The following is a 26444-nucleotide window of genomic DNA, read 5'->3' on the forward strand; positions in this document are numbered from 1 at the left end:
GCGCCCCGCCCCAAGGGCACTCGCCCCCTCCGCGACGCTGACGCCCGCCTGCGAATCACGGCGGCGTTTCAGCCGAGGCACGACCAACCGACAATTGCCGAAACGCACAATCAGGCTAAAATTTGCCTCTTGCGGCGTGACGGCCAAAGGCTTCATTTCAGGCGGCCGTCATTCGTTTTCGGCTATACCTGTCGAGCATACCGACCAGGACTGAAGGCCTTACGCGGGGTTAGTACCATGCCGACCGGCAGCGCAGACATTTCCTCGATTCTCGACCGCATTCTCGATGCGGCGACCGACAATCTCAGGATCGCGAAGATCCTGGTCCAGATGGGCCTCGATCCGAACAACGTCACCTACGACGCGATCTTCAATCGGATGCTGGAGATCTTTGTCCAAAACATCACGCTCGCCAATCTGTTCGCCGCGGTCGGCGCCGGCTTCTTCGTCGCCACCCTCCTGATGCGGACGATGGTGCCCCTGCGCGTCGCAAACATGATCGGCTGCGGGTTCTTCGCCGTTTTCGGCGCGCTCTCCGCCAACGTCGCGACGTTCCTGCTCTATCTGTTGCTGCTTCCGATCAACGCCCTGCGCCTGCGGCAGATGCTCAAGCTGGTCAAGAAGGCGCGCCATGCGGCCGAAGGAGACATGTCGATCGAATGGCTCAAGCCGTTCATGACCGAACGCAAATATCGGCGCGGCGACACGCTCTTCAAGCTCGGCGATCCCGCCAAGGAGATGTTGCTCACGGTCACCGGCAAGTTCCTGGTCAAGGAGATCAATGTCGAGATCGGGCCCGGCGCGCTGATGGGAGAGCTCGGCTTCCTGACGCCGGACAATCGGCGCACCGGGACGATCGAATGCATCGAAGGCGGCCAGGTCCTGACCATCACCTATGACCGGCTGCTCGAGATTTACTTCCAGGATCCGCAGTTCGGCTACTATTTCCTGGTATTGACCAGCCAGCGCCTGCTGCAGAACATCGATCGCCTGCAGAAGCAGCTGGCGACGGAGCGGGCGGCCACGACGAACAGGATCGCGTGATCGCTGTCGCTTAGTCCAGCAGCAGCGCCATGCCGGGATCGCCCTTCTCCATCGCGCGCCGGTAGGCCGGGCGGGCACTGACACGGCCAAGATATTTGACCACGTTCGGGCAGCGCGCGAGATCATAGGGCTGGAAGTAGCGCATCGTCGTCAGCGAAAAGCCCATCATGATGTCGGCGGTGGTGAAGGCCTCGCCCGCCAGATATTCGGCATCGCGAAGGCGCGCATCGAGCATATCGTAGGAGCGATCGAGCCGTCCCTTCATGGCAAGCAGGGTCGGGTTGTCCTTTGCAAGCTCCAGCCGATTCAGAATCATCATCCGCCCCATGCCGGGTTGCAACGTGCCGTTGGCGAAGCGGAGCCAGTACAGGAACTGCGGGAAGCCGGGATCATTGGGGCCCAGCACCAGGCGGCCGTTGCCGTATTTTGCAATGATGTAGTCGACGATGGCGCCGGACTCCGCGAGCACGAGATCGCCGTCGGTCACGACGGGTGCCGCCCCGCTCGGGTGCAGCGCCTTGTACTCAGGCGGCGCCAGCATGGTGATGGGATCGCGTGCGTAGCGCTTCAGCTCGTAGCGAAGCTCCAGTTCCTCGCACAACCAGACAATGCGCTCGGACTGAGACTTGCCGAGATGATGGACGGTAAGCATGTTGCCTCCTTCGGCGGTAAATTGGTCACCTCGTGATGACGCATATGGCCCGCCATTGCCAGAGCTGGATTGGGGTCTCGTGCCCGGGCGGCAGCGCATCGCTTCTTCGACGGTGCGCTGCAGAGCCGAGGTCCACCGAGGGGACTTACAGCCGCCCCATCAGCGGTCCCGCCGCAAAATCGCCCTAAAAACCGAATGGTAACCATGACGGGCTAGGGTAACGACGTGACCAATTCTCCAACGATCCTGGTGTTCGATTCCGGCCTTGGCGGGCTCACGGTGCTGCGCGAAGTCGTGGCCGCGCGTCCGGACGCTCATTTTGTCTACGTCGCCGACGACGCATTCTTCCCTTACGGCCATCACAGCGAGGACGAGATCATCGCCCGGGTCGTGCCGCTGATGGGTGAACTGATCGGCACGCATGACCCTGATATCGTTGTCATCGCCTGCAACACGGCCTCCACTCTGGTCCTGTCCCACTTGCGCGACGCTTACTCGGTGCCCTTTGTCGGCACGGTGCCGGCGATCAAGCCGGCCTGCGCGCAATCGAGGACCCGGCGCGTCTCCGTGCTCGGCACCAAGGGCACGGTGAAGCGCGAATACACCAAGGCCCTGATCCGCGATTTCGCGCAAGGGTGCGAGGTGACGCTGGTCGGCTCGCCCGAGCTCGCGTCGCTGGCTGAAGCCGAGCTCAGCGGCGCTTCCGTCAGCGACGGCGACATCCTGGCCGAACTCGCCCCCTGCTTCGTCGGCGAAGACGCAACCTCGCGTACCGATACCGTGGTGCTCGCCTGCACACATTACCCGCTGCTGCTCGACCGGCTCAAACGGCTGGCGCCCTGGCCGGTCGACTGGATCGACCCGGCGCCGGCGATCGCCCGCCGCGTCTCGGATCTGCTCGGACCGCCGGCCGATGGCAGCCAGTCCGGCGCCGAGATGATCTTCACCTCGAACCGCGTCCATGGCCTCAGCGCCAGGCTGACGCCGTTCTTCGGCGGCCGCGCGCTGGCCTGACTTTGCGCCTCGGCGCCGCGCTGCTAGGTTTTGCCGTCGCCACCTCACCGCAGGCCTTTCCATGTCGGTCCAGACCCCGCCGCTCAACCGCCTCCGCCAATTGTGGCGCGAAGGCCGCCCCGCCTTCGGCGCGATCGCGACCATCCCGAGCGTGCAGACGGTGCAGATCATGGCGCGCTCACTCGACTGGATCATCGTCGATCTCGAGCATGGACCGATCGGCCTTACTGAAGCGCACGCGATGATCGCCGCGACCACAGGCACGCCGTGCACGCCCTTGGTGCGGATCGCGGCGAACGAACCGTGGCTTGCGAAAGCGCCGATGGACATCGGTGCCTTCGGCATCAACTTTCCGATGATCACGAACCGCGCCGATGCCGAGAAGGCGGTGCGCAGCGTGCGCTACCCGCCCCGCGGCGACCGGCTCTGGGGCCCGTTCCACGCCCCGTTCCGCTGGGGCCAGTCGATGCCGGACTACATGGCAAGCGCCGATGACGAAATGATCTGCATGATCACCATCGAGCATGTCGACGCCGTCAACCGCATCGACGAGATCATGGCGACGCCGGGCATCGACGTCGCGGTGATCGGGCCCGGCGATCTCGCGACGTCCATCAACAAGCGCGGCCAGATGGACGATCCGGACTTGCTGGAGCTGGTCGCCCGCGCCGAGGCCGGCATCCTCAGAAGCGGCGTGCCGATCGGCGGGGTGGCCCGCACCGCCGATCAGGCCAACGCCCTGGTCGATCGCGGTTACCGCGCGATCGCGCTCGGCTTCGACTGGTCGCTGTTTCAGCGCGGCATCATGGCGGCATTCGAGGGCATCAGACGCTGAGCGGGCCGATGCCACCTTGCCGGGAACTGCGGCCCTGCTAGGGTCGGCACCAGGGAGGAAACAATGCTCAAAAAGACCTTGCTCGCTCTTGCCTTCACCGGCCTCGCCGTCGCGGCTTTCGCGCAGCAGCCCGGAATCAAGCGCACTCCGCTCCAGAAAGTCGAATTTCCGGACGGTTACAACACCATCACAGCCATCGCGGAAGTCCCGGCGGGAGGCTCGGCCGGACGCCATACCCATCCGGGAATCGAGACCGGCTACGTGCTCGAGGGCGAGCTCAATCTCCTGATCGACGGTCAGCCTGAGAAAACCCTGAAAGCCGGCGATTCCTACCAGATCCCGGCAGGCGTCGTGCACGACGCCAAGGCCCATGGCGATAAAGCCATGAAAGTGCTGGGAGTTTACGTGGTCGACAAAACCAAGCCGTTGGCGTCGCCGGCTCCCTGAACCGGTCGAACCGCCAGACCCCTGGCGGGTTGGTTCGTGCTAAGAAAACGGCGAGCGGGACCCCGCTCGCTGCACATTTTTTCATCTCTGGGAACCGAAGACCAATGCGCGGGACGCCAAAGCCCATTTCGCTGCCGCGGCGCCTGATCTGCGACCTCATGCACGCGTCGATGGACGTGCCGTTCGTTTCGCTCTCCCGTTCGCTGGATATCCGCCCCCTGCTCGAGGCACGCGCCAGTGCCGCCGCACCAGCGGGCTGGGCTGCGACCTTCGTCAAGGCGTTCGCCCTGGTCGCCAGGGACGAGCCGATCCTGCGTACGGTCTACGCCAAATGGCCCTGGCCGACGTTCTACGAATTGCCGCACAGCGTGGCGTCGGTGGCGATTGCCCGGGTCGAGGACGGCGAGGAATGCGTGATGCCGCAGCGAATCGCGGCGCCCGAGGCCATGGCGTTGGCCTCGGTCGACGCCGAGATCCGGCGCGGCAAGACGGCGCCGATCGCAGACGTCCCGATGTTCCGGAAGATCATGCGGGCAACCCGCCTGCCGCTGCCGCTGCGGCGGCTGTCCTGGGCGATCGGCCTGAATTTCGGCCGTCAGCGTGGCAATTGGTTCGGCAGCTTTGCGGTGAGCTCGGTGGCCGCCTATGGCGGCGGCGAGCTTCGTCCCATCACGCCCGGCCCGTTCATCATCAGCTATGGCCTAGTCGAGCCAGATCAGACTATCCATGTCGTAATCCGCTGGGATCACCGCGTTACCGATGCGGCGCCGATCGCCCGGGTCCTGACCCGGCTGGAACAGGTCCTGAATACTGAAATCGCTGCCGAATTGCGGGCGGGCGGCGCGAAGCCGATAAGAGCAGTCGGGACATGATTCCTGGCCCATTCGCATTGACAGAACGGCCCAAACTCACCTAAAAGCCGCCTGCTCGCGGGCCGATTTCGGCCCGCGAAGCGTTTCGCGACCCGTGGTCCACTCCCTTAAGCTTTGGGGATCGGACCTGTCAGTGCCGGGCTAGCCCGGCACACAGGAGGGCGCGTTTCCTCAAACCAAGTACCTGAAGAGGACGCGATGACTAAGCGCAGTGAGGCGAAGTATAAACTCGATCGCCGTATGGGCCAGAACATCTGGGGCCGCCCGAAGAGCCCCGTGAACCGCCGCGAGTACGGCCCCGGACAGCACGGCCAGCGCCGCAAGGGCAAGCTCTCGGACTTCGGCGTGCAGCTGCGCGCCAAGCAGAAGCTGAAGGGCTACTACGCTAACATCTCCGAGCGCCAGTTCCACGGCATCTATGTCGAGGCGAGCCGCCTCAAGGGTGACACCGGCGAGAACTTGATCGGCCTGCTCGAGCGTCGTCTCGACGCGGTCGTGTACCGCGCCAAGTTCGTCTCGACGATTTTCGCCGCCCGCCAGTTCATCAACCACGGCCACATCAAGGTGAACGGCCGCAAGGTCAACATCTCGAGCTACCAGCTCAAGGTCGGCGACGTGATCGAGGTCAAGGAAGCCTCCAAGCAGCTCGCCCACGTGCTCGAAGCCAGCCAGCTTCCCGAGCGCGACACTCCCGACTATCTCGAAGTCGACCATGGCAAGATGACCGCGAAATACATTCGCATCCCCGGCCTCTCCGACGTGCCGTTCCCGGTGCAGATGGAGCCCCATCTGGTCGTCGAATTCTATTCGCGCTAAGATCTGAATATAGAAAGGCCCCGGTTCGCCGGGGCCTTTTTGCTTAAGAGCCACGTTGCAGTGGCCGCAATGCTTTAGGAGGCGTCGCATGCTCTATACCCCTCCCCCGATCGACCCCAAGGCGCCGCCGGTGCGCATCAATCTGCTCTCGGACACGCAGACCAAGCCGACGGCTGCGATGCGCGAGGCGATGGCACGGGCGGAGGTCGGTGACGAGCAGGTCGGCGACGATCCGACCGTGAACGCACTGTGCGAGCGAGTCGCGGAGCTGCTCGGCAAGGAAGCCGCCGTCTACATGCCGTCGGGCACGATGTGCAACGTCACCGCGACGCTGGTGCATTGCCGTCCCGGCGACGAGATCCTCGCCCATGAGACCGCGCACATCATCGCCCGGGAAGGCGGCGCGCATGCCGCGATCGGCGGTTTCCAGGTGACGCAGCTCAAAGGCCCCGACGGCCAGTTCACGCCGGAGACATTCCGGAAAGCTCTGCATCCGCGCACCCGCTACCAGCCGCCGCAGACCGTCGTCAGCGTCGAGCAGACCGCCAATATCGGCGGCGGCACGATCTGGAAGAAGGCCGCGCTCGACGAGATCGTCGCAATCGCGAAACAGCACGGCCTGGTCACCCACATGGACGGCGCGCGCCTATTGAATGCGACCGTCGCCAGCGGCATCTCCCCGCGCGACATGACCGCGGGCTGGGATTCGGCCTGGATCGACTTCTCGAAAGGACTGGGCGCTCCAATCGGCGGCGTACTCGCCGGCTCGCGCGCCTTCATCGACGCGGTCTGGCAATGGAAGCAGCGCCTCGGCGGCTCGATGCGGCAAGCCGGCATTTGCGCCGCCGCCTGCATCTACGCGCTCGACCATCACGTCGACCGTCTTGCCGACGACCACGCCAATGCGCGCGCGCTTGCCCGCGGGCTGTCGCAGATCGCAGGAATCGAGGTGCAGGAGCCTGAGACCAATCTGGTGTTCTTCAAGCCCGACGGCGCGGGCGTTGCCGGCGACAAGATGGTTGCGGCGCTGCGCCAGCGCGGCGTGACGCTGGCGATGATGGATGGCCGCATTCGCGCCTGCACCCATCTCGACGTCACTGCGGCCCAGGTCGAGGAGACGATCGGCTACGTGCGCGAGATCGTGCGCGGGGCGTGAATTCTCGTAGCCCGGGTGAGCGCAGCGATACTCGGACTTCACGCGCAGAAATCCCGGATGTCGCTTCGCTCATCCGGGATAACACAGACCGCGAAGTGCCTACCGCCCCATTGTCTGAAGGATCAGCGTCTTTAGCGCCAGCTGGATCCGGCCGCGCTGCGACGGCGTCTGCACCATGAAGATCCCGAACAGATCGTCTTCGGGATCGATGAAGAAGAAAGTGCCGCCGACGCCGTCCCAGCGATATTCGCCCAGCGGCCATGACGTGCCTGGCGGCACCGAGGTGCGCACGGCGAAACCGAGGCCGAAGCCGGAACTTCCGCCCGGATAGTACATCTGGTCGCGCGCGATCCCTGTCTCGGGGCCGATATGGTCCGATGCCATCAGCGCGATCGTCTCTGCCTTGAGATAGCGCCGGCCGTCATAGGTCCCGCCGTTCAGCAGCATCTGCGCAAAACGGGCGTAGTCGCCGACGGTGCCGACCATGCCAGCGCCGCCCGACTGCCAGATCGCCGGACGCCTGATGTCGCGGAGCGGCGTCGCGGGATTGATGTTGCGATCGTTCGGCAACGGTTCGGCAATGCGCGAGAATTTGACAGGGTCAGTGACGAAGAATGCCGTCTCCGTCATGCCGAGCGGATCGAGCAACCGCTCCTTCTCGAACTGCAGCAACGTCTTGCCAGAGATGATTTCGATGACGCGGCCGAGCACATCGGTGGCAAAGCCGTAGTCCCACAGCGTGCCCGGCTGCTCGGCGAGCGGCAGCGTGGCGAGCTTCGCGACGAAATCGGCGTTGGAAACATCGCCATTGAAGAGGTTGGCCGCCGCATAGAGCTCGCGCACCGCACCGCCGCCAGAAAATCCATAAGGCAGCCCCGCGGTGTGGCGCAGCAGGTCCTTGATCGTCACCGGACGCGCCAGCGGCTCCAGCGTCAGCGAGACCTTGCCGTCCTCCGCCTTCTTCTCGACGCCGACCTTCATACCGGCAAAGGCCGGAATGTAGTTTGCGACGGGATCGTCGAGCGAAAGCTTGCCTTCCTCGATCAGCATCATCGCCGCGACCGACGTGACCGGCTTCGACATCGAGTAGAGACGGAAGATCGTATCCGCGCTCATCGAGATTTCGGTCGCGACGTCACGGACGCCAAAATTCTCGTAATAGACCGGCTTGCCGTGCTGCTGGAGCAGCAGGATGGCACCGGGGATCTTGCCGGTGGCGACCTCGTTCCGGATGTAGTCGGAAACCTTCGCCAGCCCCTCGGGCGAGAAAGTGCGGGCGGCACGTCCCTCGGAGCCGGCCTTCGCACCGACCACGCCAATCAGAAATACGAGCGCCGCGAGGAACGCGCGGCGCCCGAACATGTCACTTTTCCATGGCTTCATAGACCAGCTGCTTCAATGTCCGCTGTACGCGCTGGCGCTCGGTCGGGGTCTGCTCCAGCAGCACGAAGAACATGTCCTGCTTGGGGTCGATCACGAAATAGCAGCCGGAGGCGCCGTCCCATTTCAGCTCGCCAAGATCACCGGGCGGCGGCGGCTTGGCGTTGCCGGGATCGGTACGAACGGCGAGCCCGAGACCGAAGCCGAAACCGTCGCCGGGAAAATAGAAATAGTCGCGATCAACGCCTGAGCCCGGGCCGATCTGATCGGTCGTCATCAGCTTGAATGTCTCGGGCTTGAGAATGGTCCTGCCGTCGAGGCTGCCGCCATTGAGCAGCATTTGCGCGAAGCGTTCATAGTCGGCCATGGTCGTTACCATACCGCCGCTGGCAAACTGGATCTTCTTGGCCACCGTCGGATCGTTGATCCGGCCGACCCGGAAATCGCTGTCGTTTGGCACCGGCTGCGCCAGCAGCTTCTGCTTCTCGGGAGCCGTCACGAAGAAGCCGGTATCGACCATGCCGAGCGGGTCGAGCAGCTTCTCACGCATGACGTCGATCAGCGGCTTGCCGGCCGCGATCTCCATCACGCGTGCCAGCACGTCGGTGGAATGGCCATATTGCCAAAGCGCGCCCGGCTGGTTGTGCAGCGGCAGTTTCGCGATGCGTTCGGCGAACTCGGCGAGGTCGAAATCGCCGGCATAGATGTTGGCCTCGCGATAGGCCTTGCGGACCAGGCTGTCGCCATAGAAGCCGTACGTAATGCCCGACGTGTGCGTCATCAGATCGTGCACCGTCATCGGCCTGTTCGGCGGCACCAGTTCGAGCGACTTGGTGCCGTCCTCCGCCTTCTTCTCGACGCCGACCTTCACGTTGGCGAAGGACGGGATGTATTTCGAGACGGGATCATCCAACTTGATCTTGCCGTCCTCGATCAACCGCACCGCGACCACCGACGTGAGCGCCTTGGTCATCGAGAACAGGCGGAAGATGGTCTTGTCGGTAATCGGTGCCTTGCTGACCACGTCCTGCACACCGAAGGCTTCGTGGTAGACGGGCTTGCCGTGCTGCTTGATCAGGACAGTCGCGCCGGCGATCTTGCCGGTCGCGACCTCGTTCTTGAAGAATTCGCTGATCTTGCCGAGCTTGTCCTGATTGAAATGCGCGCCGGCCGGAATCTCGTAGGTGCCCTCGGCTTGAGCCAGCGACATCGCGCCGAGCGACACCAGCGCGCCGCAGGCCAGCGCACGCAGTCCAGATTTTGAAATCATATCCCCTCCCCGGAACATGGTCCGGCGGAGTGTACCGGCCGCATCATCAGGCACAAGGGCCGGGGTGTCGCGCAAGTGCATCGGCATGGAGCCTGGCGTTCGGCTCGGAGAAGCAGCAGAACACGACACGCGTTACGGATGGCGCTGCCGAGAGCCCTTCGACCGTCGTGCGCACAGCAATGTCGGCGGCGCGGTCGGCGGGGAAACGGAAAATGCCGGTCGAAATCGCGGGGAATGCCACCGAGGTCAGTCTGTGCTTCCCGCACAGCTCCATCGAACGGCGATAACAGGAGGCGAGCAGATCGTCCTCGCCGAGGATACCGCCATTCCAGACGGGCCCGACGGTGTGGATTACATGGGCAGCCCTAAGTCGGTAGCCCTTGGTGATCTTGGCATCGCCCGTCTTGCAGCCATGGAGCATGCGGCATTCGGCGACCAGATCGGGCCCGGCGGCCCGATGGATCGCACCGTCTACGCCGCCTCCACCAAGAAGGGACGTGTTCGCAGCGTTGACGATGGCGTCAACGCTCAGCGTGGTGATGTCGGCGACGACGACCTCGAGCTCGGCGCCGCCAATGCGGCGCGTCAGCCAAGTCACCTATCAGGCCGCGACGACGACGCCCTTCTCGGTGAGAAGCTGCTGCAATTCGCCAGCCTGGAACATCTCGCGGACGATGTCGCAGCCGCCCACGAACTCGCCCTTCACATAGAGCTGGGGAATCGTCGGCCAATTGGAGAAGGTCTTGATGCCGTCGCGAAGCTCGGCGGATTCGAGGACGTTGAGGCCCTTATAACCGACCCCGACATGGTCGAGGATCTGTACGACCTGGCCGGAGAAACCGCACTGCGGAAATTGCGGCGTGCCCTTCATGAACAGAACCACGTCGTTCGACTTCACTTCGTTGGCGATGAATTCCTCGATGCTCATATCCGTGTCCTTCTGGGGCCGAGCCCTCTCCGATCGCTTCGGGCCGGCTCAGCCGATTTAACCCGATACCTGCCCATATATGTAGCCCAAACCGTTGTGCATCCAAAGTAAAATGGCGGCGACATGCCCCGCAGGCCGGTTTCCCCGCCGGCCGGATTCATAGTCTGACGGCATCAATATCATCGCCCGGGAGGACTTTCATACCGTAACGGAGCCCCTATCTAGGACGAACCCAGGTTTTGGAACCGGGCAACGCCAACAACGTTCTCTTGTCCTGTCTGGAGAAAAACGTGACGAAACAAGCCTCCGCTACGGCCGCCCCCTCGCTTTCGTCACTGTCGACCGCCGGCAACCTCGCCCGGCGCCTGGAAGAGGCTTTTCTCGCCGTCCGCAACGAGACCGAACGCCGGGCTGCGCCGCTTTCGCCGGAAGACCAGCAGATCCAGTCCATGCCCGATGCGAGCCCGACGAAATGGCACCGGGCCCATACCACCTGGTTCTGGGAGCAATTCCTGCTCGGCGAGCACGCGGCTGGCTACCGACCGTTCCACCCCGATTTCGCGTTCCTGTTCAATTCCTATTACGTCAGCGCCGGCCCGCGTCACGCCCGCAACCATCGCGGGGATATTACCCGCCCCAGTGCGAACGAGGTCGGGGCCTATCGCAATTATGTCGATACGGCCGTCGTCAAGTTCTTCCGAGAGGCGGAGCCGGACAAGCTTCACGAGATTGCACCACTGGTCGAGGTCGGGCTCAATCACGAGCAGCAACACCAGGAATTGATGTTCACCGACATTCTGCACGCCTTTGCGCAGAACCCGGTCTATCCGGCCTACGACCCGGACTGGCGCTTCCCGGCCGCGACGCGCGCCGCCGACGACTGGCTGACGCTGAACGAAGGCATCCACACCGTCGGCCATGTCGACGACAGCTTTCATTTCGACAACGAGAAGCCGGCGCATCGCGCCCTGGTCGGTCCTGTCAAGCTCTCTCGCAATCTCATCACCAATGCCGAATGGCTCGCTTTCATGAGCGATGGCGGCTACGCGAACGCAACGCTGTGGCTGATGGACGGCTTCGCCGCGGCCAGCAAGGAAGACTGGCAGGCCCCGGGGCACTGGCGCGAGATCGATGGCCAGTGGCATGTGATGACATTAGCCGGCGTAAGGCCGGTCGATCCTACCGCCCCGGTCTGCCATATCAGTTACTACGAGGCGGACGCCTTCGCGCGCTGGGCCGGCAAGCATCTGCCCACCGAGATGGAGTGGGAGGTCGCGGCCCGCGCCGGCCAGCTCAACGACGCCTTCGGCATCGTCTGGCAGTGGACCCGCAGCTCGTATTCGCCCTATCCCGGCTACCGCGCCATCGAAGGCGCGCTCGGCGAATACAACGGCAAGTTCATGATCAACCAGCTGGTGTTGCGCGGCTCCTCGCTTGCAACTCCGGAAGGCCACAGCCGTATCACTTATCGCAACTTCTTCTATCCGCACCACCGCTGGCAGTTCACCGGACTCCGGCTCGCCGATTACGACTAACATTTCCGACGACAAATGCGCGCCGGACAGCGCGTTCAGGAGAGTATCATGAATGTGCACGCCAGCGCTTTGGCCGAAGCCCATCTTCCCGACGAGCAGACCACCGCTTTTGCCCGCGAGGCGATCGAGGACCTCTCGCAGCAGCCGAAGAAACTGTCGCCGAAATATTTCTACGACGCGACCGGATCGGAGCTGTTCGAGGCGATCACCAAGCTGCCCGAATATTATCCGACGCGCACCGAGCTTGCGATCCTGAAGGAGCGCGGCAGCGAGATCGCGAAGATCATTCCGGAGCATGCCGCGCTGGTCGAATTCGGCGCTGGCGCGACGACGAAGGTTCGTCTGCTGCTGAACCATTGCAGGTTTGCGGCCTATGTTCCTGTCGACATCTCCGGTGATTTCCTCAAGGCGCAGGCAAACGGCCTGAAGCGCGACTTCCCGTCGCTCGGCATCTATCCGGTCGCTGCCGACTTCACCACGCCGTTCGAGCTGCCCAAGCACGTCGCATCGATGCCCAAGGTCGGCTTCTTCCCGGGCTCGACCATCGGTAATTTTGAGCCGCATGAAGCCCAGGCCTTCCTGAAGACCGCGCGGGAGATCCTGGGCCGGGGCGCGCAGATGATCATCGGCGCCGACCTCGAAAAGGACGAGCGCGTGCTGTTCGATGCCTACAACGATGCCGCCGGCGTCACCGCCCGCTTCAACCTCAATGTTCTCGTTCGGATCAACCGCGAGCTCGGCGGCAATTTCGACCTCTCGGCGTTCACCCACCGCGCGATCTACAATCGCGAGCGCCACCGCATCGAGATGCACCTGATCAGCAAGAAGAGCCAGACCGTGCGCCTGCTCGGCACCAGCTTCTCGTTCCGCGCCGGCGAGAGCATCCACACCGAAAGCAGCTACAAATACAGCATCGAGCGTTTTGCCGCCCTCGCCCAGGGCGCCGGCTGGCGGGTGCGCGAGAGCTGGACGGATGCGGCGAAGATGTTCTCGGTGCATGCGCTGGAAGTGGCGGAATAAACGTCCCGCCCTCCGCTGAAACGTCGTTCCCTGCAGCGTGTCCTTTGAGACGCTCGCCTTTGAGGCGGGCTCCTCGGGATGAGGATGCAGTGCGCGACAAGTTGAACGAGCGCCGACGCCAATTAGCCTCAGCCTGAAGAGACCGGGCAGCGGTCCTCAAGAAGGACGCGGGCGCTTGCCCAGACCGCTCCAGAGTCAATGCGCTTCGGCTTCTTCCGAAGCAGATCCCAGCGACATCGACTCCCACACCGCCACCACGATCATGATCACGCTCGTCGCGACCGACAGCCACAGCGGCGGGAGGTCGGCGGCGAACCACCACAGCACCAGCAGCAGAATGATGCCGATCCCGTGCGAGAGCTGGAGAAAGCCGCGGATCGCCAGCTTGAACAGGATAGTGCCGATCAGAAACACCAGCGGTCCGCCGATCGTGCTGACGATGATGCGCATGTCGGAATGGCCGGTCGGGTGCTTCAGCACCAACTCGTCGGAGACCGCGGTCAGGATGATGCCGGCGATGATCGGCATGTGCAGATAGGTATAGGCAAGCCGCGCCAGCCGCCCAGATTCGGCGGACTTCGAGATCCGTTCGGCGCCGGCTTCGGCGCCCTTGTGAAAATAGACCCACCACATCGCGATGGCGCCGACCAGTGCCGAGACGAAGGCCAGGATGTTGTCCGCGGTCCACTCCAGCTCGGCAAAGGTCGCGCCGTTGACCACGACGGCTTCGCCAAGCGCGATGATGACGAAGAGCGAGCAACGCTCGGCCATGTGACCGCCCTCGACGGCCCAGGCCTCCACAGAGGAGAAGCCGAGCTTGGGAACCCAGAAGCGCGCCGCCGGCGAGACGTACTCCCAGGCGACCGCCGCAATCCACAGCCATAGCCGCGTCTCACCTTCGGACAGGCCGCCTGCGATCCACAACACCGCGGAGATCGAGAGCCAGGTTAGAATGCGGATCGCGTTGTGGCGGACCGCTGTCCTATGCGGCGGCGTCGCGAACAGCCAGAAGGCGGTCCGCCCGATTTGCATCGCTGCGTAGGCGATCGCGAACCACAGGCCCCGCCCTTCAAAGGCGGTCGGGATCGTCGTCGACAAGACCAGGCCGCCGAGCATCATCAGGAAGAGCATGACGCGGACCGGCGTCAGCTCCGGATTGAGCCAGTTGGTGACCCACGCGGTGTAGACCCACACCCACCACACCGCGAGAAACAGCACCGTGACATGCAGCGCGCCCAGCGGCGTGAAATGGTGCAGCAACGTATGCGACACCTGCGTGACGGCGAAGACGAAGACGAGGTCGAAGAACAGCTCGACGTTGGTGACACGGCTGTGCTGGTTCGGCACGATGACGCGAAACATCGCGCCGCGAGAATTGTCCGCAGCCATCGTCGCCTCCGGTCGCGCGATCAGGTCAGGCGCCCGGCACGCCGGTTTGCAGCGCCAGCGCGTGCAGCACGCCGCCCATCTGACCACGGAGGGATTGATAGACGATCTGGTGCTGCTGGACGCGGGACTTGCCGCGGAAGGATTCCGAAATCACGGTTGCGGCATAATGGTCGCCATCGCCGGCGAGGTCACGGATGGTCACCTCGGCATCGGGGATCGCTGCCTTGATCATCGCCTCGATATCGTGGGCGTCCATGGGCATTAGGGTCTAGCTCCTGTCTCGGCAGAGAATCGCTTGCCGGGGTCGAATCTGCAAAACCAAACGTGTCGGCATGGCGAAACTTAGCGTGAACGGCCTTCTACGTCACGCCTTCAGGCACTATATCCCTGATCCCATCAGGATAAAGGCACGACAAAGTGCCGCGCGCGGCAGATCGATCGAAAAAAGGCGTGACATCATGAAGATCCCAGGGCCCGACCACCCCATCACCATCACCCAAAATCCCCGGCGCGTCCGCGTCACCGCGGGCGGCGTCGTGATCGCCGAGACCAGCAAGGCATTGACCCTGAAGGAGGCCAAATACCCGGCGGTGCAATATGTGCCGCGCGAGGACGCCAACATGGCCCTGCTGGAGCGCACCGATCGCACGACCCATTGCCCCTACAAGGGCGACGCCAGCTATTACAGCGTAAAGGCCGACGGCAAAACGTTGGAAAATGCCATCTGGACCTATGAAACGCCCTTCCCCGCGATGACCGAGATTTCCGGCCATCTCGCCTTCTATCCGGACAAGGTGAAGATCGAAGAAGTGGGGTGATATCTCCGGGTACGTCATGCCCGGGCTTGTCCCGGGCATCCACATTCTTGGTCGTGCTTGCGAGCGTGGATGGCCGGGACGAGCCTGGCCACGGCAGCGCGCCGGGTGAGATCGGCGCCGGCTACGCCCTGAAGATCGTCAACCCCAGGATCAGCAGCACCAGGAAGATCACGACGAAGACGTAGAACAGGAAGCGGGCGATATCGGCGGAGGCGGCCGAGATGCCCGTGAAGCCGAGCACGCCGGCCACGATCGAGACCAGTAAGAAGATCAGTGCCCATTTCAGGATCGTCATCGCCAGCTCCGAAAATATTGCCGCACCAGCGGCCCATCCCTTTTCGGGAACGCTAACTTCGCTGCGCGGAACTGGTTCCTACGAGCGGCACAGCCCAAACGAGGCTTGATGAATCCGGTTCCGGGCGGCACAGTCGCGCCGGGAGCAGGAGCGCGGGGCGGCCATGACCACGATAACACATTCGGCGACGATCGGCGCGGACGCGCACGCCGCGCCAAAGAGCAAGTCGCGCAATCTTTCGCTCGATCGGGCCCGCACCTTCCTGACGCTGGTGGTGCTGCTGCATCATGCAGTGATCCCCTACACGCATTTCGGTCACACCGATCCGACTTCCTTTGCCGGGTTCGACATGATCGTGCTCGCCACCGACAGCTTCTTCATGGCGATGTTCTTTTTCCTGTCGGGGCTGTTCACCTGGCCCGGTATCGCGCGCAAGGCGCCGTCGGTCTTTTTGCGCGACCGCCTGCTCCGGCTTGGGCTGCCGTTTGCGATCGCGGCCTTGACCGTGATCCCGCTCGCCTATTACGCGATCGCGCTCCGCGCCGAGCCCGAGCTGACCTTCGCTGCCTTCTGGTGGAAGACTGTCACGGCGGGCCCATGGCCGAGCGGCCCGATCTGGTTCGTGTGGGTGCTGCTCGCCTTCGACCTGACCGCGAGCCTGCTCTACCGGATCTCGGCGCATCTGGTCGATCCCGGCAACCGCGTTTCGCTGCGCGGGTTCGAGCAGCCCGCCGTGTTCTGGCTGATGCTCGTCGCCGTCAGCGGCATCGTCTATCTGCCAGCGCTGCTCTATTTCGGCACCAACAAATGGTTCGAGTTCGGACCGTTCTCGGTGCAGGCGAGCCGCATCCTGCTCTATTTCAGCTACTTCTTCATCGGCGCCAGCGTCGGTGCGGCGAACTTCGACCGCGGCATCCTCAGCGCCGACGGTCAATTGCCGAAGCAGCGCTGGCTCTGGGTGATCGTCACGCTGATCCCGTATTGCCTGATGTGGGGCATGATCTACATCAAGCGCGAAATCCTCGGCAATCCCGGTCACCTGCCGCACTGGTACCATGTGTTTTACGGCACGTTCCTGGTCCTGTTCTCAGCTTCGATCCTGCTCGCGATCCTCGCCTTCTTCCTGCATTCGAAGGCGCCGGGGCCGACCCTGCTCGACCGCATGCAGGCCGATGCCTATGGCATCTTCCTGGTGCACTATCCGATCGCACTGTGGATCCAGTACGCGCTGCACGACTACGAACTGTCGGCGATCGTGAAGGCCGCCATCGGGTTCGTGCTGACGGTGATCCTGAGCTGGGGCGTGACGGCGGTCTTGCGGAAGATACCGGGGGCGTCACACGTGTTGTGAGGCACGCTCCCTCAACGCGTCATTGCGAACGCCGCGAACCAACCCAGAGTCCTTGCGCTGAGACAGTCTAGATTGCTTCGTCGCTTCGCTCCTCGCAATGACGGAGTATGTGCCCCCGCCTCAGGCCGCCTTGCCGCCCATGTAGTCCGGCAGCCAACGCTCGTGCGACGTCCGCAGCGCATCGATCGTGACAGGCGCTTCACCCGCGATCGCGATCGCGTCGCCGCCGGTGGTGCCGATCCGAACGCAGGGCACCTCGCAGCCGCGCATCTTGGCGAGCACGCGACCGGCTTCCGCCTCCGGCACGGTGACGAGATAGCGCGCCTGGTCCTCTCCGAACCAATAGGCCTGCGAGACCAGCGACGTCGGGGCCGCCAGGAGCTTGGCGCCGATTCCGCCTGCCATCGCCATCTCGGCCAGCGCGATCAGCAGGCCGCCGTCAGACAAGTCGTGCACGGCGGTCGCGGTGCCCGCATGGATCATGCCGCGCACGCAATCGCCGTTGCGCTTTTCGGCGGCGAGATCGACCGGCGGCGGGGCGCCCTCCTCGCGGCCGCAGATGTCGCGCAGATAGACCGACTGACCGAGCCAGCCATGGGTGTCGCCGACCAGCAGGATGGCCTCGCCCGCGGCCTTGAAGGCCAGCGACGCCGACTTGGTGAAATCGTCGAGCAGGCCGACGCCGCCGATCGAGGGCGTCGGCAGGATCGCGCGGCCGTTGGTCTCGTTGTAGAGCGAGACGTTGCCGGAGACGACCGGGAAGTCCAGCGTGCGGCAGGCTTCCGAAATGCCCTTCAGGCAGCCGACGAACTGGCCCATGATCTCGGGCCGCTCGGGGTTGCCGAAATTCAGATTGTCGGTGATCGCGAGCGGCTTGCCGCCGACCGCCGTAATGTTGCGCCAGGCTTCCGCCACCGCCTGCATGCCGCCCTGATAGGGATCGGCCTCGCAATAGCGCGGCGTGACGTCGACGGTCAGCGCCAGGCCCTTAGGCCCGTCCTCGACCCGCACCACGGCGGCATCGCCGCCGGGACGCTGCATGGTGTTGCCGAGGATGACGTGGTCGTACTGCTCCCAGACCCAGCGCTTGCTGCACATGTCGGGCGTGCCGATCAGCTTCTCCAGCGCGTGACCTAAGCCCATCGGCGCCGGCACGTCGCGCGCATGCACGACCGGCAACGCGGCTGAAGGTACGTGCGGACGATCGTACAGCGGCGCCTCGTCGCCGAGCTCCTTGATCGGCAGATCGGCCATGACGTCGCCGCCATGCTTGACCACGAAGCGCTTGCTCGGCGTGGTGTAGCCGACCACCGCGAAGTCGAGGCCCCACTTTTTGAAGATCGCCTCGGCTTCCTTTTCCTTCTCCGGCTTGAGCACCATGAGCATGCGCTCCTGGCTCTCCGAGAGCATCATCTCGTAGGCGCTCATGCCGGTCTCACGGGTCGGCACCGCGTCGAGATCGAGGTCGACGCCGAGGTCGCCTTTGGCGCCCATCTCGACCGCCGAGCAAGTCAGCCCGGCCGCGCCCATGTCCTGGATCGCGATGACGCAGCCCTTCTCCATGATCTCGAGGCAGGCTTCCAATAGCAGCTTCTCGGCGAAGGGATCGCCGACCTGAACGGTCGGGCGCTTCTCTTCGGACTTGTCGTCGAACTCGGCCGAGGCCATCGAGGCGCCGTGGATGCCGTCGCGGCCGGTCTTGGAGCCGAGATAAACGATCGGCATGTTCACGCCGGAGGCCGCCGCATAGAAAATCTTGTCGGTGTCGGCGAGGCCGACCGCCATCGCGTTGACGAGGATGTTGCCGTCGTAGCGGGTGTGGAAACGCACCTGACCGCCGACCGTCGGCACGCCGAAGGAATTGCCGTAACCGCCGACGCCGGCGACGACGCCGGAGACGAGGTGCCGCGTCCTGGCATGCTCGGGCGCGCCGAAGCTCAGCGCATTGAGGCAGGCGATCGGGCGCGCGCCCATGGTGAAGACGTCGCGCAGGATACCGCCGACGCCGGTGGTCGCGCCCTGGTAAGGCTCGATGTAACTCGGGTGGTTGTGGCTCTCCATCTTGAAGACCACGGCCTGGCCGTCGCCGATGTCGATCACGCCGGCGTTCTCGCCGGGACCCTGGATCACCCAGGGGGCCTTGGTCGGCAGCCCCTTGAGATGGATGCGTGATGACTTGTACGAGCAATGCTCGTTCCACATCGCCGAGAAGATGCCGAGCTCGGTAAAGGTCGGCTCCCGCCCGATCAGCTTCAGGATGCGCTCATATTCGTCGGGCTTGAGCCCGTGGGCGGCAACCAGTTCGGGGGTGATCTTGGGTTCGTTCTTCATGGAATCCAGGCTTTCGGCGGCGGCTGGGCCGTTCTTAGGAACATCCGGGGCTCGCGAAAAGCCCTTTATGGCGCATTTTCCCGCTGTCCCACGTTTTGCAGGCGGGGGCGGCGGGAACAGGAATTGCACGGCGCGGACGGATCGGATTTAAGGGCTCAAGACCCGCAATTGAAGGCCCATTTCCTTGCACGAATTGACCAAAACGCCCCCGCCCCGCCGTCCCGACCTCCACATCGCCACCGAGGGCGAATTTCTGGGCTGGAGGACCTGGATTCGCGACAGCTTTGAAGCCCATGTCGGCCCCTTCTGGCACCTCATCGAGGCGGACGGCAGCGTCCGCAGCGCATTCCGGGTCGAGAAAAAGCACCTCAACGGCTCCGGGAACGTCCATGGCGGCTGCTACATGGCGTTTGCCGACTACTCCCTGTTTGCAATTGCCACCCACGTCCTGGACAGCCGGGCGGTGACGACCAATTTCGCCTGCGAATTCCTCGACGCGGCACGCGAAGGGGAGCTGATCGAGTGCACCGGCGAGGTCACCCGCGCCGGCGGCTCGCTCATCTTCCTGCGCGGCAAGATGATGTCCGGCGACCGCGTGCTGCTGACCTTTTCCGGCACGATCAAGCGGATGAAGCGGAAGGCGCTCCCTCAGCCAAACGCATAGCTCGGCGGCTTCCCTTTTCGCGCGCCCTCGCCCAGACTCCCCGGCAAGCGCTGTCGCGCCGGGGAGCAGGAACAAGGTGCCGCAGAGCACATCGGAGGCGCGTCGCGCGACGGCGGCCGCGGCAACGCCGCTGCCGTCCATCGTCACCACCGGCGCCCGCAACTGGCGCGATTATGCGTTGCTGCTCGCGCTCGCCTGTTGCTGGAGCTCGACCTATCCGCTCGCCAAGCTCGCGCTTCCCACCATCCCGCCCGTCACCTTCATCTCCGCACGCTCGCTGATCGCAGCCGCCTTCCTGTTCGCGATCCTGTGGATGCGCGGCATCAAGGTCCCGACCGACGCGAAAGCCTGGAAGCTGTTCGCGACCCAGCAATTGATCAACTCGACGGTCCCGTTCCTCATCATCACCTGGTCGCAGCAATACGTGCCGGCGTCGAACACCGTGGTGCTGGCGTCCACGACGCCGATCTTCGCCTTCCTGATCACGTCGCTGATCACAAGGCACGAGCCGGCAACGCTGTTGAAGCTGGCTGGCGCGATTCTCGGCCTTGCCGGGACCGTCGTCATCGTCGGCCTCGACGCGCTGCGAGGCTTCGGCAGCGAGATCGTGGCGGAGATCGCGATCCTGCTCGCGACCATCTCTTTTGCCTGTGCGACCATCTTCGGCCTTCGCCTCTCCGAATACGATCCGATGGTGGTGGCCGCCGGCTCGCTGCTGTTCGGCGGTCTGCTCCTGCTGCCTCCGTCGCTGATCATCGATCAGCCCTGGACGCTGCAGCCGACGCCGGAGGCCATTGTCGCCACCATCGTCATGGGCATCGTCTCCAGCGCGCTGGGCCTGATGCTGTTCTACGTCTGCCTCGGCCGCCTCGGGACGCTGACCACGAACGCGCAAGGCTATCTGCGCATCCCGATCGGCGTCGGCCTCTCCGTGGTGCTGCTCGGCGAGAGCGTGCCGTCCAACCTCGCACTCGGCCTGCTGCTGGTCATGGCCGGTGTAGCGGCCATGACGGTGCCGGCGGAGCGGCTGAAGTGGCGCTAGTTCAAGCTGACAGCTGCTTCTCCGCAATCGACAGCCACTCCGCCTGCGCCTTGCGCAGATATTTCGGCGCCCGCCGCATCTGGATCAGAAGCTCGTTGAAGACCATGCGTGCCTCGGCGCTGCGGCCGACCGATTGCAGCAGCATGCCGTAGCGCACCCGCGCCTCGGCGCCGGGGAAATAGCCGGCGAGCGCGTGATATTCTTCGAGCGCCTCGTCGAGACGTCCGACCTCGGCGAGCCCGCGGGCATAGAGAAGATGCGCGTCGGCGGAATCGAAGTCCGGCCATTGCTTCTGCAGATCGTCCAGGGTCGCGAGCGCGTCAGCGGGCAGTCTGGCGGAGAACTCCACCTGGGCCTTGCGAAGCGCATAAGCAGGATCATGGCCCATGGGCAGCTTCAGAATGTGATCATAGTGCGCTTGTGCTTCGCTGAAACGTCCGACATCCGCGCACTCATCCGCCAGTGCCGCGCGGTTGGCGATAGTGTCGGTGCCGGCCAGGCGATCGGACAGCTCACGATAACGCTTCTCGGGATCGAGCCGGTTGGCAACGCGCTGGCGCGCCTGACGCGCGCCGGGGCTGGAGAACCATTCGGGCACGAGCTCGACCGCGATATAGGCAATCGCGCCCATCATCGGCACCAGCAGGATGATGAAGGCCCACGGCCGCAACCGCCCGGTTCGCGAAGCGTGATAGATCAGCGAGAGATCGAGCAACAAAACGACGAGAGCAACGGGCATGTGACATCCGGAGAACGATGCGGCGCGGGCATTCTCGGATACAACAGATATCGCGGCGAAACAACTTTGAGTTGTTCGCCTCCGCATGAAATTGGCACCCGGAGCGCGCGCGCCTTGACGGCGACGACCAATCAGTCGCCTCGATCTCGATGGAGGTTCACGAAGGGACGGAGCCGCGGTGCGGCCCGGCAATCACTTGGCGTCGTCCGCCAGCATCTTGCGGTACTTCTCGACGTCGCGGGTCACCAGCTTTTGCAGCACTTCCGGCGCATGCTCGTCGGCATCGGGAGCAACGGTCGACAGGTCAGCAAAGCGCTTCTTCACCGCGTCGGTCTCGACGGCGGTGCGCGCGGCGGTGTTGAGCTTGGCGATCACGGCGGGAGGCGTACCCTTCGGGGCGAACAGGCCGTTCCAGCCCTGCGCCTCGAATTCGGGCAGGCCCGCCTCCGCCGACGTCGGCAGGTCCGGCAGCGTGGCGAGCCGCACGGTCGAGCCGACCACGAGCCCCTTCACCAGCTTCTCGTTGATCGACTGAGAGACCGAGGCTGCCGCATCACAGACGCCGTCGATCTGGCTGCCGACGGCATCGGTCAGCGCAGGCGCCGCGCCGCGATAGCCGACCAGCGTCGCGTCGATCCCGGCGGCGGTGACGAAGCTCTTGCAGATCAGATAGTTCGAGGAGCCGACGCCGGCATGGCCGAGATTGATCCTGCCGGGATTGGCCTTGGCGTAGGCGATGAATTCTTTCAAATCCTTCGCCGGAAAATCCTTGCGCAGCGCGATGATGCCGAACGTCTTCGCCACCATGGCGATCGGCACGAAGGACTCAGGCGTGAACGGCAGTTTTGGATAGATCGTGTAGGTCGCGGCATTGGTGCCGGCATTGCCGATCGCGATGGTGTAGCCGTCGGGCTCGGCGCGGGAGGCGCGTGCCAGCGCGGTCGAGCCGCCGGCCCCCGCAACGTTCTCGATCACGATTGTCTGCCCGAGCGCGATACCCATCTGCTCGGCCACCGCGCGCGCGATCACGTCCGAGGTGCCGCCGGCCGCGAACGGCACGATCATGGTAACGGGACGTTTTGGATAATCCTGCGCGAACGCGGCCGTCGCGAATGCCAGCGTCGCGATCGCGGCGAGAGCCCGCTTCACCGCGAACGCAATCATGCGGCTTTTTCCAGATGCGCGGTGAGACCCGCGAACAGGCCGCGGCCGTCGGTGCAGCCCATGATGTCTTCGACGTGATTTTCCGGATGCGGCATCATGCCGAGCACGTTGCCCCCGTCGTTGACGATGCCGGCGATCGAATGTGCCGCGCCGTTGATGTTGTGCGCTTCATCCACAACACCCTCCGCGGAGCAATAGCGATAAAGCACCCGCCCCTCGCCTTCGAGCCGCTTGATGGTCTCTTCATCCGCCTCGTAATTTCCCTCGCCGTGGGCCACCGGTACGCGGATCACCTGGCCGGCATTGTAGCCGCGGGTGAACGGCGTGTCCGATCGCTCGACGCGCAGATGCACGTCGTGGCAAATGAACTTCAGCCGCGCGTTGCGCATCAGCACGCCCGGCAGGAGGCCGGACTCGCAGAGGATCTGGAAGCCGTTGCAGACGCCGAGCACGAGGCCGCCCTTGGCCGCATAGTCGCGCACCGCGTCCATCACCGGCGCGCGTGCCGCGATGGCGCCGCAGCGCAGATAGTCGCCGTAGGAGAAACCGCCCGGCACCACCACGAGATCGGTTCCGGCGGGCAGCGCCGTCTCGGCGTGCCAGACCATCGCCGGTTCGCTGCCGGAGATCAGCCTCAGCGCACGCGCCATGTCGCGCTCGCGGTTGATTCCGGGAAACACGAGGATGGCGGCTTTCATGGCGGAGGTTCCGGCGGTACTGGGAATCGGGCTGGCCAAAGGGCCAATTCGCGAAGAGACATAGCCATTTGACGCGGATTTTACCAGTGCTAGCCTTGCCGGACGGCCTTGTACACAGGCCATAGCCGAGGCACTTCTGCCCGACGAATCTTGCCCGGGATTGAAGCCATGAACGTCCCGTCGCTACCCGCATCCCTCTCCGAGCCGGTGTCCGCCGAGGGCGTCGTCGCGGCCGGTGCCTATGTCGACGGCCGGCGCGTCGCCAATATCGCCATCAGCGAGGCCTCGAGCTGGCGGGCGAAGCCCGGCCACGTGGTCTGGATCGGTCTGCACGAGCCCGACATGGCGCTGCTCGGCGCGGTGCAGAAGCAATTTGACCTGCACGAGCTCGCGATCGAGGACGCCAACCACGCCCATCAGCGCCCCAAGATCGAGCAGTATGGCGAAGCCCTGTTCATCGTGGCGCGAACGGCGCAACTGCTCGAAGGCCGAATTGTCTTCGGCGAGACCCACATCTTCGTCGGCGAAGGTTATCTGGTCTCGGTGCGCCACGGCGCCTCGACGTCCTACACCCCCGTGCGCGAACGCTGCGAAAGCTGCCCGCGGGCGCTCGCCCGCGGCGAGGATTACATCCTCTACGCGATCCTCGATTTCATCGTCGACAATTACTCGCCCGTGCTCGAGAGCATCCACGACGAGGTCGAGGGCATCGAGGACGACGTGCTGTCCAAGCCGATCAGCAAGACGCAGATCGAGCGCCTCTACATGCTGCGCCGTGATCTGCTACGGCTGCGCAACGCGATCGGACCGCTGGTGGAGGTCTGCCGCCGGCTGGAGCATGACGAGCTGTCGATGGTGCGGCGGGCGATGCAGCCGCTGTTCCGCGACGTCACCGACCACGTCCGCAACATCCAGGAGCGCATCGATTCCATGCGCGAGGTGCTGGCCTTCGCCTTCGAGGCCAGCCTGTTGGTCGGTCAGGCGCAGGAGACCGCGGTGTCCAAGAAGCTCGCCTCGTGGCTCGCGATCATCGCAATCCCGACCGCGCTTGCCGGCATCTACGGCATGAACTTCAAGCACATGCCGGAGCTGGAATGGGACTACGGCTATTACATGCTGCTCGGCGTGATGCTGACCGCCTGCACAGCGCTGTACTGGCGCTTTCGCAGCGTCGGCTGGCTGTGACGCCGGTCCTCAACGGTTGACTGGCATTAGCAGCAACATCACCGCGGCAGCGAATTGCGCAAAATTGTTGTCGCCAGCCTTGTTACCCGGCGCAGAGCTGATCACGCTGGCAGCGCCGCGTGCGCCAATAAACCAGCCGCTGACTTGATATTCCCTGGTGCCGTCCGGCTTCACCATCACGCGACGCGCCTTGAACATGCGCGGCACCGCGGTGCCACTATCGCCGTCGATCCCGAGGATCGAGATCTTCTGTCCGGGCGTCCGCTGCTCCAGAACCTTCACGATCTGCGCCTGCTCTTCGCGGAATTGCTCCAGCGTCATCGCGGTGCCGGGAGGATAGAGCCGATAGCTCACTCTGGACTGCGCGGCGCAGGCCGGCTGCTCGCAAAGAAACATGTGAACGTCGTTGGGACGCAGCTCATAGCGCCAGCCCCTAACCGAGACCGGCGGGCGCTGCGCCGCGGACTGCGGCGCCGATGTCGACGATTGGGCAAAGGCGTTTCCGCCCGCTAGCAGCAGCGTCGCAAGCATCACCAAGGAGCGGACATTGAACCACATGCCGGGCTAAACTCACTGCCGCGCCGGAGGTGCGAAGTCCTCGATCTCCATCACGCCGACAAAGTCTGCGCTGTTGCGTCTAGCGACCTCGACGCCGAGCGATGTGGAAATGACGTCGATCATGGTGTTGCCTGCGAACACCATGTCGCGGACGAAGTAGACTGGCTTGTCGTTCGAGCCGGTCGCCTTGTACTCCCAATGCACCGCTGGAAATTCCTTCAGCTTCACAATCCGTGACGACACCAGCATGAGGTCTCTCAGGCGCCCAACCGCCTCGGTCGATGCCTGCTCGGTCTGGGCCATCTGACGCTGCGCATCGGCTTCGGCAAATTTCTGCAAGGCGACCGGATCGGGGCTACGGGTGGGACTCGCCGCGGTGCGGATGGAGACGATCGAATTCTCCGGACACGCAAGCGGCTTGCAGCGAAAGATCGAACGTCTCTCACCGTAGACCCTTGTACCGGTCCATTTTTCCGGATCCGGCGATTTGAAGGTCACTTTGGTACCCGGATGCTCAGGCCCAACGGCCGCCGTCACGCAACCCGCCAGTGACAACGCGGCCACGGCAATAACCGCATACCGGAAAAGGTCTGAAAAGGTCCCCATCACCCCCGCCTCGAATGCACCCTGCCCGGAGTGCAGACAACCTGTAGTTTTCGATGAAGGGGGCGTCAACAGCCGCGATGCTGCTACCGCGGGATCGGGGTGTCCGTCACGTCCATCGCCTTGATGAACAGATCGCGATTACGTCGCGCGAGGTCATGCGAGGGCGAAAATGAGGAGATGCTGACCAAAGCCGATTTGACGAACAAGGTCGCCTTGCTGAGATAGGCGGGGCCCTTCTCGCCGACCACGCGCAGTTCTTGCACGATTGCGGGATAGCCGCGCAATGTCGTCGTACCGCTGGAAACCCGCTCAAGCTTCCTGCCTGCGGCAGCGGCATCCTGATTGGCGCGTTCCACCGATGCGGGGATCTGACTGGCCAATTTGGCCAGCGCCTGCGGGTCCGGACTGCGGGTTGGACTACTCGAGATGGTTGCAGTGACCTTGGCTGCGTCGGGACACGCCAGCGGACGGCAGACGAACTCCCCGGTGCTCTTGCCGAAGAGATTGCTGCGTCCGGCCCATTTGGCTGGATCTGGATTTCGTATCGTGACGCTGGTCGTGCCCGGAGTCTGGGCGGCTGCGAGCTGAATACAAAAGACCGGCAGCAAAGTCGCCAAACCGGCGACCAAGGCAAC

29 protein-coding genes are annotated in these 26444 nt (G+C 64.1%); 14 read left to right on the forward strand and 15 right to left on the reverse strand.

The annotated features are described in order from the left end of the window. Nucleotides 1–237: 237 nt before the first annotated feature. Complete coding sequence (locus tag JQ580_RS21800) at nucleotides 238–1044, forward strand: Crp/Fnr family transcriptional regulator (protein ID WP_212282267.1); 807 nt, start codon at nucleotides 238–240, stop codon at nucleotides 1042–1044. A gap of 10 nt (nucleotides 1045–1054) precedes the next feature. Here the strand turns inward: JQ580_RS21800 and JQ580_RS21805 are convergent, their stop codons facing one another. Continuing rightward, entirely contained in the window at nucleotides 1055–1696 is a 642-nt protein-coding gene (locus JQ580_RS21805; protein WP_212282268.1) for a glutathione S-transferase family protein, read from the reverse strand. 225 nt (nucleotides 1697–1921) lie between these two features. On the opposite strand from JQ580_RS21805, the gene murI reads away from it, so the two are divergent. From murI to JQ580_RS21835, 6 genes are all read left to right on the forward strand, one after another. Further along, nucleotides 1922–2710 carry a glutamate racemase gene (gene murI, locus JQ580_RS21810; protein WP_212282269.1) on the forward strand — a complete coding sequence of 263 codons (789 nt, stop codon included), beginning with the start codon at nucleotides 1922–1924 and terminating at the stop codon, nucleotides 2708–2710. Between the two features lie 61 nt (nucleotides 2711–2771). After that, nucleotides 2772–3545 (forward strand): HpcH/HpaI aldolase family protein, encoded by a 774-nt coding sequence (locus tag JQ580_RS21815; protein ID WP_212282270.1) that lies wholly within the window; start codon nucleotides 2772–2774, stop codon nucleotides 3543–3545. A gap of 63 nt (nucleotides 3546–3608) precedes the next feature. Further along, nucleotides 3609–3992 (forward strand): cupin domain-containing protein, encoded by a 384-nt coding sequence (locus tag JQ580_RS21820; protein ID WP_166468824.1) that lies wholly within the window; start codon nucleotides 3609–3611, stop codon nucleotides 3990–3992. Nucleotides 3993–4096: 104 nt separating this feature from the next. Next, nucleotides 4097–4864: an acyltransferase gene (locus JQ580_RS21825; RefSeq protein ID WP_212282271.1), complete on the forward strand. Its 768-nt coding sequence runs from the start codon at nucleotides 4097–4099 to the stop codon at nucleotides 4862–4864. A 198-nt stretch (nucleotides 4865–5062) separates the two neighbouring features. Continuing rightward, entirely contained in the window at nucleotides 5063–5680 is a 618-nt protein-coding gene (gene rpsD, locus JQ580_RS21830) for a 30S ribosomal protein S4 (RefSeq protein ID WP_212282272.1), read from the forward strand. A gap of 88 nt (nucleotides 5681–5768) precedes the next feature. Continuing rightward, nucleotides 5769–6836, forward strand: a complete 1068-nt coding sequence (locus JQ580_RS21835; RefSeq protein ID WP_212282273.1) for a threonine aldolase family protein — start codon at nucleotides 5769–5771, stop codon at nucleotides 6834–6836. A gap of 99 nt (nucleotides 6837–6935) precedes the next feature. Here the strand turns inward: JQ580_RS21835 and JQ580_RS21840 are convergent, their stop codons facing one another. From JQ580_RS21840 to grxD, 4 genes are read right to left on the reverse strand one after another with little or no spacing between them, the layout of a single operon-like run. Continuing rightward, entirely contained in the window at nucleotides 6936–8198 is a 1263-nt protein-coding gene (locus tag JQ580_RS21840; RefSeq protein WP_212282274.1) for a serine hydrolase domain-containing protein, read from the reverse strand. 1 nt (nucleotide 8199) lies between these two features. Then, complete coding sequence (locus JQ580_RS21845; protein WP_212282275.1) at nucleotides 8200–9486, reverse strand: serine hydrolase domain-containing protein; 1287 nt, start codon at nucleotides 9484–9486, stop codon at nucleotides 8200–8202. Nucleotides 9487–9532: 46 nt separating this feature from the next. Further along, nucleotides 9533–10084: an O-acetyl-ADP-ribose deacetylase gene (locus JQ580_RS21850; protein ID WP_212282276.1), complete on the reverse strand. Its 552-nt coding sequence runs from the start codon at nucleotides 10082–10084 to the stop codon at nucleotides 9533–9535. 3 nt (nucleotides 10085–10087) lie between these two features. Next, nucleotides 10088–10414 (reverse strand): Grx4 family monothiol glutaredoxin, encoded by a 327-nt coding sequence (grxD, locus tag JQ580_RS21855; protein ID WP_094972247.1) that lies wholly within the window; start codon nucleotides 10412–10414, stop codon nucleotides 10088–10090. A 239-nt stretch (nucleotides 10415–10653) separates the two neighbouring features. Between grxD and egtB the strand changes: the two genes are divergently transcribed. Next, nucleotides 10654–11949 (forward strand): ergothioneine biosynthesis protein EgtB, encoded by a 1296-nt coding sequence (egtB, locus tag JQ580_RS21860; RefSeq protein WP_212282277.1) that lies wholly within the window; start codon nucleotides 10654–10656, stop codon nucleotides 11947–11949. A gap of 48 nt (nucleotides 11950–11997) precedes the next feature. Continuing rightward, complete coding sequence (egtD, locus tag JQ580_RS21865) at nucleotides 11998–12969, forward strand: L-histidine N(alpha)-methyltransferase (protein WP_212282278.1); 972 nt, start codon at nucleotides 11998–12000, stop codon at nucleotides 12967–12969. A 195-nt stretch (nucleotides 12970–13164) separates the two neighbouring features. Here the strand turns inward: egtD and JQ580_RS21870 are convergent, their stop codons facing one another. Both JQ580_RS21870 and JQ580_RS21875 read right to left on the reverse strand, forming a co-directional pair. After that, nucleotides 13165–14358, reverse strand: coding sequence for a low temperature requirement protein A (locus JQ580_RS21870; RefSeq protein WP_212282279.1), 1194 nt, complete (start codon nucleotides 14356–14358; stop codon nucleotides 13165–13167). 25 nt (nucleotides 14359–14383) lie between these two features. After that, nucleotides 14384–14620: a BolA family protein gene (locus JQ580_RS21875; protein WP_018316584.1), complete on the reverse strand. Its 237-nt coding sequence runs from the start codon at nucleotides 14618–14620 to the stop codon at nucleotides 14384–14386. Nucleotides 14621–14816: 196 nt separating this feature from the next. On the opposite strand from JQ580_RS21875, the gene JQ580_RS21880 reads away from it, so the two are divergent. Beyond that, nucleotides 14817–15176 (forward strand): DUF427 domain-containing protein, encoded by a 360-nt coding sequence (locus JQ580_RS21880; protein ID WP_212282280.1) that lies wholly within the window; start codon nucleotides 14817–14819, stop codon nucleotides 15174–15176. A gap of 121 nt (nucleotides 15177–15297) precedes the next feature. Here the strand turns inward: JQ580_RS21880 and JQ580_RS21885 are convergent, their stop codons facing one another. Further along, nucleotides 15298–15471 carry a DUF1328 domain-containing protein gene (locus JQ580_RS21885; RefSeq protein WP_007612121.1) on the reverse strand — a complete coding sequence of 58 codons (174 nt, stop codon included), beginning with the start codon at nucleotides 15469–15471 and terminating at the stop codon, nucleotides 15298–15300. A gap of 163 nt (nucleotides 15472–15634) precedes the next feature. Here JQ580_RS21885 and JQ580_RS21890 point away from each other — a divergent pair, with 163 nt between their 5' ends. Next, nucleotides 15635–16822, forward strand: coding sequence for an acyltransferase family protein (locus JQ580_RS21890; protein WP_212282281.1), 1188 nt, complete (start codon nucleotides 15635–15637; stop codon nucleotides 16820–16822). Between the two features lie 120 nt (nucleotides 16823–16942). On the opposite strand, the gene purL is transcribed toward JQ580_RS21890, so the two are convergent. Next, complete coding sequence (gene purL, locus JQ580_RS21895; RefSeq protein WP_212282282.1) at nucleotides 16943–19153, reverse strand: phosphoribosylformylglycinamidine synthase subunit PurL; 2211 nt, start codon at nucleotides 19151–19153, stop codon at nucleotides 16943–16945. Between the two features lie 184 nt (nucleotides 19154–19337). Between purL and JQ580_RS21900 the strand changes: the two genes are divergently transcribed. After that, complete coding sequence (locus tag JQ580_RS21900) at nucleotides 19338–19817, forward strand: PaaI family thioesterase (RefSeq protein ID WP_212282283.1); 480 nt, start codon at nucleotides 19338–19340, stop codon at nucleotides 19815–19817. A 76-nt stretch (nucleotides 19818–19893) separates the two neighbouring features. Beyond that, nucleotides 19894–20859 (forward strand): DMT family transporter, encoded by a 966-nt coding sequence (locus JQ580_RS21905; protein WP_212282284.1) that lies wholly within the window; start codon nucleotides 19894–19896, stop codon nucleotides 20857–20859. A gap of 1 nt (nucleotide 20860) precedes the next feature. On the opposite strand, the gene JQ580_RS21910 is transcribed toward JQ580_RS21905, so the two are convergent. The 3 genes from JQ580_RS21910 to purQ all read right to left on the reverse strand — a co-directional run bounded on the left by JQ580_RS21910 (nucleotide 20861) and on the right by purQ (nucleotide 23460). Beyond that, complete coding sequence (locus tag JQ580_RS21910) at nucleotides 20861–21598, reverse strand: tetratricopeptide repeat protein (RefSeq protein WP_212282285.1); 738 nt, start codon at nucleotides 21596–21598, stop codon at nucleotides 20861–20863. 192 nt (nucleotides 21599–21790) lie between these two features. Further along, a complete protein-coding gene (locus tag JQ580_RS21915) occupies nucleotides 21791–22762 on the reverse strand; it encodes a tripartite tricarboxylate transporter substrate binding protein BugD (protein ID WP_212282286.1) in 972 nt (323 codons plus the stop codon). Further along, the gene (gene purQ, locus JQ580_RS21920; RefSeq protein WP_212282287.1) at nucleotides 22759–23460 is read right to left on the reverse strand and encodes a phosphoribosylformylglycinamidine synthase subunit PurQ; all 702 of its coding nucleotides are present in this window, start codon (nucleotides 23458–23460) and stop codon (nucleotides 22759–22761) included. Before purQ ends, JQ580_RS21915 begins: the two co-directional genes overlap by 4 nt. A gap of 168 nt (nucleotides 23461–23628) precedes the next feature. Between purQ and JQ580_RS21925 the strand changes: the two genes are divergently transcribed. Further along, nucleotides 23629–24645 (forward strand): magnesium and cobalt transport protein CorA, encoded by a 1017-nt coding sequence (locus JQ580_RS21925; RefSeq protein ID WP_212282288.1) that lies wholly within the window; start codon nucleotides 23629–23631, stop codon nucleotides 24643–24645. 9 nt (nucleotides 24646–24654) lie between these two features. On the opposite strand, the gene JQ580_RS21930 is transcribed toward JQ580_RS21925, so the two are convergent. Genes JQ580_RS21930 through JQ580_RS21940 form a run of 3 tightly spaced genes read right to left on the reverse strand, consistent with a single transcriptional unit; the run spans nucleotide 24655 to nucleotide 26438 of the window. Next, nucleotides 24655–25203 (reverse strand): hypothetical protein, encoded by a 549-nt coding sequence (locus tag JQ580_RS21930; protein WP_249134337.1) that lies wholly within the window; start codon nucleotides 25201–25203, stop codon nucleotides 24655–24657. A gap of 12 nt (nucleotides 25204–25215) precedes the next feature. Then, entirely contained in the window at nucleotides 25216–25878 is a 663-nt protein-coding gene (locus JQ580_RS21935) for a hypothetical protein (protein ID WP_212282289.1), read from the reverse strand. Nucleotides 25879–25892: 14 nt separating this feature from the next. Further along, nucleotides 25893–26438, reverse strand: coding sequence for a hypothetical protein (locus JQ580_RS21940; protein ID WP_212282290.1), 546 nt, complete (start codon nucleotides 26436–26438; stop codon nucleotides 25893–25895). Nucleotides 26439–26444 lie beyond the last annotated feature (6 nt).

The sequence above is a fragment of the Bradyrhizobium sp. SZCCT0148 genome (assembly GCF_018129985.1).
In the GTDB taxonomy this organism is placed as follows: Bacteria; Pseudomonadota; Alphaproteobacteria; order Rhizobiales; family Xanthobacteraceae; genus Bradyrhizobium; species Bradyrhizobium japonicum_H.

Bases quoted from the DNA above. Each gene is read 5' to 3' on its own strand.
- JQ580_RS21800 (WP_212282267.1), top strand. From the start codon at position 238: ATGCCGACCGGCAGCGCAGACATTTCCTCGATTCTCGACCGCATTCTC.
- JQ580_RS21805 (WP_212282268.1), bottom strand. From the start codon at position 1,696: ATGCTTACCGTCCATCATCTCGGCAAGTCTCAGTCCGAGCGCATTGTC.
- JQ580_RS21815 (WP_212282270.1), top strand. From the start codon at position 2,772: ATGTCGGTCCAGACCCCGCCGCTCAACCGCCTCCGCCAATTGTGGCGC.
- JQ580_RS21820 (WP_166468824.1), top strand. From the start codon at position 3,609: ATGCTCAAAAAGACCTTGCTCGCTCTTGCCTTCACCGGCCTCGCCGTC.
- JQ580_RS21825 (WP_212282271.1), top strand. From the start codon at position 4,097: ATGCGCGGGACGCCAAAGCCCATTTCGCTGCCGCGGCGCCTGATCTGC.
- rpsD (WP_212282272.1), top strand. From the start codon at position 5,063: ATGACTAAGCGCAGTGAGGCGAAGTATAAACTCGATCGCCGTATGGGC.
- JQ580_RS21835 (WP_212282273.1), top strand. From the start codon at position 5,769: ATGCTCTATACCCCTCCCCCGATCGACCCCAAGGCGCCGCCGGTGCGC.
- JQ580_RS21840 (WP_212282274.1), bottom strand. From the start codon at position 8,198: ATGTTCGGGCGCCGCGCGTTCCTCGCGGCGCTCGTATTTCTGATTGGC.
- JQ580_RS21845 (WP_212282275.1), bottom strand. From the start codon at position 9,486: ATGATTTCAAAATCTGGACTGCGTGCGCTGGCCTGCGGCGCGCTGGTG.
- grxD (WP_094972247.1), bottom strand. From the start codon at position 10,414: ATGAGCATCGAGGAATTCATCGCCAACGAAGTGAAGTCGAACGACGTG.
- egtD (WP_212282278.1), top strand. From the start codon at position 11,998: ATGAATGTGCACGCCAGCGCTTTGGCCGAAGCCCATCTTCCCGACGAG.
- JQ580_RS21870 (WP_212282279.1), bottom strand. From the start codon at position 14,358: ATGGCTGCGGACAATTCTCGCGGCGCGATGTTTCGCGTCATCGTGCCG.
- JQ580_RS21875 (WP_018316584.1), bottom strand. From the start codon at position 14,620: ATGCCCATGGACGCCCACGATATCGAGGCGATGATCAAGGCAGCGATC.
- JQ580_RS21880 (WP_212282280.1), top strand. From the start codon at position 14,817: ATGAAGATCCCAGGGCCCGACCACCCCATCACCATCACCCAAAATCCC.
- JQ580_RS21885 (WP_007612121.1), bottom strand. From the start codon at position 15,471: ATGACGATCCTGAAATGGGCACTGATCTTCTTACTGGTCTCGATCGTG.
- JQ580_RS21890 (WP_212282281.1), top strand. From the start codon at position 15,635: ATGACCACGATAACACATTCGGCGACGATCGGCGCGGACGCGCACGCC.
- purL (WP_212282282.1), bottom strand. From the start codon at position 19,153: ATGAAGAACGAACCCAAGATCACCCCCGAACTGGTTGCCGCCCACGGG.
- JQ580_RS21910 (WP_212282285.1), bottom strand. From the start codon at position 21,598: ATGCCCGTTGCTCTCGTCGTTTTGTTGCTCGATCTCTCGCTGATCTAT.
- JQ580_RS21915 (WP_212282286.1), bottom strand. From the start codon at position 22,762: ATGATTGCGTTCGCGGTGAAGCGGGCTCTCGCCGCGATCGCGACGCTG.
- purQ (WP_212282287.1), bottom strand. From the start codon at position 23,460: ATGAAAGCCGCCATCCTCGTGTTTCCCGGAATCAACCGCGAGCGCGAC.
- JQ580_RS21925 (WP_212282288.1), top strand. From the start codon at position 23,629: ATGAACGTCCCGTCGCTACCCGCATCCCTCTCCGAGCCGGTGTCCGCC.
- JQ580_RS21930 (WP_249134337.1), bottom strand. From the start codon at position 25,203: ATGTGGTTCAATGTCCGCTCCTTGGTGATGCTTGCGACGCTGCTGCTA.